We start from the raw sequence: 6,732 nt of genomic DNA, 5'->3' as shown, positions 1-6,732 counted from the left end.
CGGGTTAAATAAGAAAAGTCTTTCCCGTTTATAGAGCGGTTAAGTATAAAGTGAGCGTTATTTTGCTCGTTTATGGTCTGCCAGTTTAAAGCAATGCCAGTATTTGTTGCATTTCCATTAAAATCTGTTAGCGTTACCGGTGTTGTGGAAACGGCACCCAGATATACCACTTTAAGATTACTAATTGAAAGTGAAGAGGAATTGTCCTGTTCGGTATCCGATTTAGCCGGGTCTCTGGAGAAAATTGCAAATCCGTCTAAAGGCCTGGCCGAACTTGATGCAATAGCATTTTTATCAAAAGTGTCCTTTAAACTGCCATCAACGTAAATCGCGTATTGGCCAGATGCCAAACTCACGGGTGCTCCATTGCGCATATATTGTTGGGGAGAGCTTGAATTATTGCAGTATATATCTATCGCATAGGAAGTATTAGATTCCAGATTTCCTGAAGATTCACTTGTCCAGGTTTTTCCTTTTCCGTCACTGAAATCTGCAGGAGATTGAGCCATTTTTGAAAATGCGAATCTTGTAGGATAAGTTGGAGATTTAATGTATCTCCAAACTGCATAAATCCTGTCATCGTGATCATGTTTTTTGGTATGCTCAAAGCTTTTGGTATTTGTAGTACCAAGCAAATTGTGCGAAGCCCTTCCTATTATAAAATACCAGTTAGCATTAGTATTTCCATAAGTTGCACCTAAAGTCAGATTAAAATGCAAACTCATGATTTCTGTAGAACCCGAAATCTGATTTATAACAAAGCTACTCACACCGGTATTGCCCGTAACCCCATTTCCGCCTGTAGATGTCATGGTTAAAGAAGAGGTCACACAGCTGCCACTCAATAAAAATGTAGCTGGGGAATTTAGCGTTGCGTTTACAGAACGGGGATAAGTAGTTATGGCAACATTGCCAGAAACAGGACTGGGTAAAAAAGTAGGAGATGTTAATGTTGAAACCTCTGCAAGACCATAACCACTTGTATGTTGGGGACTTGTTGTAAAGTCATACTCCCAAATAACATCTCCTTTACCCAGACTCGATTTCCAGTAAGTTTGAGACTGGGCTGCCATAGCTAACAGTCCCAGAATAGAAACTGTTAGTAAGATTTTTCTTTCCATGGTTATGATCTTGAAGGTTAAAAATTATTTCGAGGCATATTTCACCTTAACATTATTAATTTCCAGCGTTGAAAGATTAGAAGGGCCGTCTGTGCCCGCAACTGCGTCTCTGGACATCAATAGAAAAGCATCTATAGGCTGGTTGCGTCTGATTGCATTTGCCGGAAGATTACCTCCAAATTGAGTCGAATTAATCCATAAATGATAAGTACGGGCAGGCAAGGTGTGTTCGGTGCCATTCAACGTATACTTTTGTGCAGTAACCCCATTATTGGCATATATCTCTACCTGGTGGCTTTTCCCTTTGGTAAATAGAGCCGTGTTGTTATTTGTCCATGTAATATCCTCTTCCAGCTCGGGTTGCTGTCTTAACTGTAGCCTGTAATTGTTAGACGCTTTATCTCCAAAAGAAGCATTGGACTGTATCCTGAAAGACGCAAAAATATGCCCGTTAGGCGAAGAACCGGTTTTACTAATCGGTAAAATAGTACCCGGGTCGGTAAAAATAGGAGAGCTTTTACCCAAAACAAAATACCAATCTGTTTTTGTTGCGTTATGGTCTGGTTTTATGGTAAAAGAAATACTCATCACAGGAGTAGCATCTTTAATACCAGATACCGCAAACTTAGTAGGGGAACCGTCTGTACTAGCCCCTCTAATTTTCAAACCTGCATTTGAGCCAGATTTGCGTATAAAGGAAGGATTGCCTTTTGTAGAAGAAACCATAGCAGATCCGGATGGAGGACTAACTAAAAATGTCTCTTTGCCAGCCGAAGAGGCAAATTGTAAATTATCACCACTAATAGAATCCTGTCCAGGCATTTTTTTACTCATATTATATTCCCAAACACCTCCCGGTTTTTCCCAATCTCCCTTTTGAGCGTAAGAATATAAAGAGCTAAAACATAATGCAATGAAAATTCTGGTTGTAATTTTTCTCATGGTTTTTAATTTAGATTTTGATAAAATTTATATTTTGAGCTACGTACCCGTTTATTCTAAATAAGAAACAGTTTCTGATAAATTTGATTTAATGATGTTTATAACGGTTCATAATTTAGTATAATATGCTTAATAATTTTATTGTTTACTAATTAATTTCCATTTTCCATAAATCTGGGCCTCTAAAGAAATACATTTCACTATCAGGGCCGAGAGTTAAATAAGCACCTAACCGATCTAATGCCGTAAGCACCATATTCTGTGGATCTAATTTGTAAATTCTGTGAGCGATACTAGCATAGTACATGTTATCTTTGGCATTGAAAACCAGATTGTCCGGTCTCCACAAATGACTTGACCTGGTGTCGTTCAGAATTTTTGAACTAGAGACAATATTGTAATTTGACGGATCTATCTTAAAGAGATACCCCTGTGCATATCCCCAAATATATCCGTCGTTACCATTAATTAAACAGGTAATGGCTTTTGCTCCGCTTACAGGTGTAATTTCGTGAACTTTTGTTTTTGTTGCGATGTCCCAGACAAATAGTTTCGCCTCTGTAGCAACAGGAGTACTGCCCAGACCTCCCCAGATTGAAGTTCCTCCAAATAATTTGCCATTGTTATAGGCTAGAGAAATAATAGATTGATTTGAAACTACATTGGTGTATTGAGTCATTAGGTTGTTACTATTGACATCAAATTCTACCAATACCCCGCCGTTAGCACCGTAAGCAGGTACAGTACCAAAAAAGACTTTGCCTTCTTCTGGTATTCCTAAACCACCAAATGGCCTGTCCTGTTCCGTTGCACTACCCAGAAGCTTGGGATTACTTCCCATATTCCAGGGTAAATTGCTGTCGTAAACGTAAAATCGGGACTTTGTATAGGTACCGAAATAAAGTTTATCATTGTATAGTCCCGCGCTCTCGGTTTGGTTCATCCCTTCAAAAATCTGGCTTATTCCTGTCGCTGGATTGTAGGATGAATTTGCTCCTGTCACGTGTGCGCTGGTCCAGATTGTATTTGCCGGGCCTTTATGCGCTGTAATTAAATCATCAGGTTGTCCGGGTATAATAAGATTGCTTTTCGAGACGATACAATTGGATTGATCATATTTTATTACCTCTCCGGTTGTAGTTAATGTGTATAAAATGCCATCTATAAAGGCTGATGCTCTGGCGTTAGAAGAGATATTCGTAACAAATACCGGCGCATAATTACCAAATGCTATATTGGGGTAAGATAAAAGTTTATTCCCCTGTGTAAAGTATACCTCATTGCCTGCAGGAGATTTAATCGCGGCTTTTGTATAGACTTCTTTTCCCTGATATTCAAAAGTCTCGGTAGTTATATTGTATACCAGTGAAATAGCGGCATTTTGGACTGTAATAAAAAGTCGGTCTCCTCCGGACAAGTCTTCTATAAGAGTCAGGCTGTATACAAACTGCTGGTCGCTGAAGGTTGATGGTAGGATATTTCGCTTACTACCAGTTGTCAGGTCCAGTTCTATTAAAGATGCATGGGCACCAACACCGGCGTATATCTTATTTGTGTTTTTATTGTAGGCCATAGACCTTACATAGTTCTCTCCGGGAACGATTGGTCCAGACCCGGCATCCGAGAATCCTTCATTCGGGTGATACCTGAATACCCGGCAACCCGGATAAGTACCTCCATATATAGCTCCATTATTTCCAGCCCTCAAATCGTACAGAGTGGTTTCGGTACCAAAAACTGCCCCAAGATTGTTAACTGTACTATTGCCTGGTGTATAAGCATATACATTGCTTCCCGAAGCACCAATGTATAGAATGCCGTCGCTTGAAAACACAATAGAGGAAGCGCCGGTAGTTTCTTCCAAAGCGATGTTTGTAACCAAACTGTTATTGCTTAAGTCATAGCCAAGCAAATGTGCGGGTTGGCCTCTTACTACAGTATAAAGATATATTTTTCCATCACCAGCTTTATAAAAAGCACTGCCTTCTATTGTAGTACTAAATAGCTGAGGACCTAAATTCGTGTAAGTTATCTGAGAAAAGCTATTTTCAGATGAAAGGATTAGCAAAATAAATAAAGCCCCAAGGTACAAACGTTGGGAAAGCCTGTTTTTACAGATACCGATTGTTGAAATGAAAGACCATATTTTTTTGAGTAAACATTTTCTCATATGGGGCTTATTTATGTGGTTACGTTACCGAAAATAATAAATACCTATAAATAAACCAAATAGATTGACATGTTTTTCATGAAGTAAATTATGACTTTTTAATTGTAAGCACCTTTTTAAGTAAAAGGCGTCTTTATATTGACGCCTTTTCTCTAATCATTAATAGAAACGGTGTAATTTGTAGTATGTGCGCCAAACTCGGGAGCGTATAAACTTTCTATCCGGCTTATGCCAGACGAAAACTGTCCACCCTGAGCGCTGTATAGGTCATAGTCAATAACATAGCTACCTTTTGGAATATAGTTAAAGTAAATATCCGTAGAGGTATCTTTAGTTGTAATATAATAAAAAAGGTTCTCCAAATATTTGTAGGATGATACTAAAGACACCGGTTCTGTGCCAGACGGACGCTCATCTTTCAGGTATATATATTCGAAATCCTGATCGGCATTAATATATAATCTTGCCGTAATTTTATCGCCTACTTTTAGAGCGTTGGTATGATTAATCTCTTTCAATATACCTTTTTCGTCTTTTTTATAATATTTCTTTTGTAATGTTAAGCCGTTACTATGGGGCTTAACTTTTTCCAAATCTTGCTGATAACTGTAGCTTAAAGAAACTGTCATCATGTTATCAGAGGCATTTTCAATCTTATAGAAAGGAAAATCAGGTTTGTTGTCCGTAACAGGCACAAGGTATTGGTAGTTTCCGGATTTAAATGTTCTGTTTTCAGGGTTCGATTTTCCCCCCGAAAATATTTTTAAGCCTTTGCTGTCTATTTTATAGCGCCCATTGGTTAAAATTGCGAAGCAAGCGGCAGATGTTGCATTGGAGGTTTTCCAATGGGTAGCTTGCTTGTTTAATATAAGCCAGTTTTTCAGCTGTTCTGCAAAGTCTTTTTCATCATCTAACTGATTGAACAGGTTTACCATTAAAGCATGTTTCTCTATTTCTGCCCGGTTCCATAGATAAAAATTTTGTTCCTTTGCCCAGTATGCACTGTTTTCTTTAGTGAATAATGCTTTTTCCTTTAAAGACTTTAATATCGGAAGCGCCTGTTCGTTCTGGTTAAAATTGATGAATGTATAAGCTATCAGTCCCTGTTCATATTCGGTGTATTTTTGCCAGTTTTTATGGATAAAATCCAGATAAGTCGCTTTTGCCGTTTCGAAATCTGCCCGTTCAGAAGGAACTTGATGGAAACTTCTGGCATACCAGCCGTGTACATCTATCGAGGCCGATGTTTTTTTAACTTTTACAAGCTGATTGTCCAGATAGGTTAATGCTTTTTTAATAAGCTGTTCTTTTTGTTTGCTTAAAAAACTACCGGTAGATATTTTTTGTAACTGCCCGAATCCGGCAATAATATTTTGGGTAATATAGCGGTCTTCATAATTACAGTTTTCGAACCATGGAAAACTGCCATCTGCCCGTTGCATTTTCTGCAACCTGTTTATAGCCATGGATTGCTCTGTATATGTATTGTAGCCCTTAAATAATTTCTTAAGATTTTCTTCCTGCTTATAAATATCCGATTCTGCAAACCATGGATTATTTCCTAAAAAAGGACTTTTTGTTTTAGAGCTGTCTTTCTTTGTAGAATAATAAGAATATACCATCCAGCCATAATCCTTCCTTATATTCACGGCCATCTGGTTAATAAAAAAAGTATTAAATATATTATTTGTACTCTCGGTTTTTCTGCATTCTTTTTGAAGATAAGGCAATGCATGTATCACATCCCACAGCGGATTGGTTTTTACATTGAAAACCATAGATTGAAATGTCTGTTTATCATCAAGCCCTATAAAGTCTTCCAGTTTAATATTTCTTTGTTCTCCGGGCTTCAGTATGAAAGAATTAGATTCTGAGAGCGAGATTCTTTGAGATAAAACCGGAATATTTTTTTCTTCTCCGTCGTAATAGACATTGTTTTCTGCAATTGCCCGATAGGTTATGCCTGCAAGGCCTTCTGGGATTTTTATACTATGGTTGTTTGTTGCAGAAGCATTGCCCCCTGTTTTAAAAGGAAATGTAAATGCTTGCAGTGGTTTTCTATTGTGCGTATAGAAAAGCTGCAATTTTGATTCTCCCGAGATTTCCCTGGCGGTTAGGTTGGTGATTTTGGTAACCAATGAAATATGATCTCCTTCCCTTAAAAAACGCGGCATGTTTGCAGTAATCATCAAAGGCTTCTGTGCTATTATTTTTTTCGCGATATAAGCTGTTTTTAAATCCTTTGTGTGACCAAACAGTCTGAAATTCCATGTAGTTAAAGATTCCGGAAAGGTAAATTCAAATTCTGCTTCGCCTTTTTCGTCGGTAACGATATGAGGATAGAAAAATGCTGTTTCCCCAAAGTTTTTACGGATTTGTTGGGAAATAGAGGTCTCGGTATTATCAGCGTTGTCAACATTTGTAAATATTTCATTGTTGTCACCGGTTTCGGTAATAGTTACGCCGGCAACGGCTCCCGTAATATCGGCTTTGCTTGTT

The 6,732-nt window shown here is 38.1% G+C and carries 4 protein-coding genes; all 4 read right to left on the bottom strand.

Annotated features, from left to right (window positions below):
* Positions 1-1,121 (bottom strand): hypothetical protein (locus tag ABWO41_RS13990; protein ID WP_353139227.1); only part of this gene is annotated, 1,121 nt, incomplete at its 3' end.
* Positions 1,122-1,145: 24 nt separating this feature from the next.
* Positions 1,146-2,063: a hypothetical protein gene (locus ABWO41_RS13985; protein ID WP_353139224.1), complete on the bottom strand. Its 918-nt coding sequence runs from the start codon at positions 2,061-2,063 to the stop codon at positions 1,146-1,148.
* A gap of 148 nt (positions 2,064-2,211) precedes the next feature.
* Positions 2,212-4,233 carry a DUF5074 domain-containing protein gene (locus ABWO41_RS13980; protein WP_353139221.1) on the bottom strand — a complete coding sequence of 674 codons (2,022 nt, stop codon included), beginning with the start codon at positions 4,231-4,233 and terminating at the stop codon, positions 2,212-2,214.
* A 152-nt stretch (positions 4,234-4,385) separates the two neighbouring features.
* Positions 4,386-6,732: alpha-2-macroglobulin family protein (locus ABWO41_RS13975; RefSeq protein WP_353139218.1), on the bottom strand; the 2,347-nt coding region annotated here is incomplete at its 5' end.

This window comes from Pseudopedobacter sp. (genome assembly GCF_040392825.1).
Lineage (GTDB): Bacteria > Bacteroidota > Bacteroidia > Sphingobacteriales > Sphingobacteriaceae > Pseudopedobacter.
This window is presented reverse-complemented; position numbering and strand designations above follow the sequence as displayed.

Coding starts and splice junctions, on each gene's coding strand:
- ABWO41_RS13985 (WP_353139224.1), bottom strand. CDS start 2,063: ATGAGAAAAATTACAACCAGAATTTTCATTGCATTATGTTTTAGCTCT.
- ABWO41_RS13980 (WP_353139221.1), bottom strand. CDS start 4,233: ATGAGAAAATGTTTACTCAAAAAAATATGGTCTTTCATTTCAACAATC.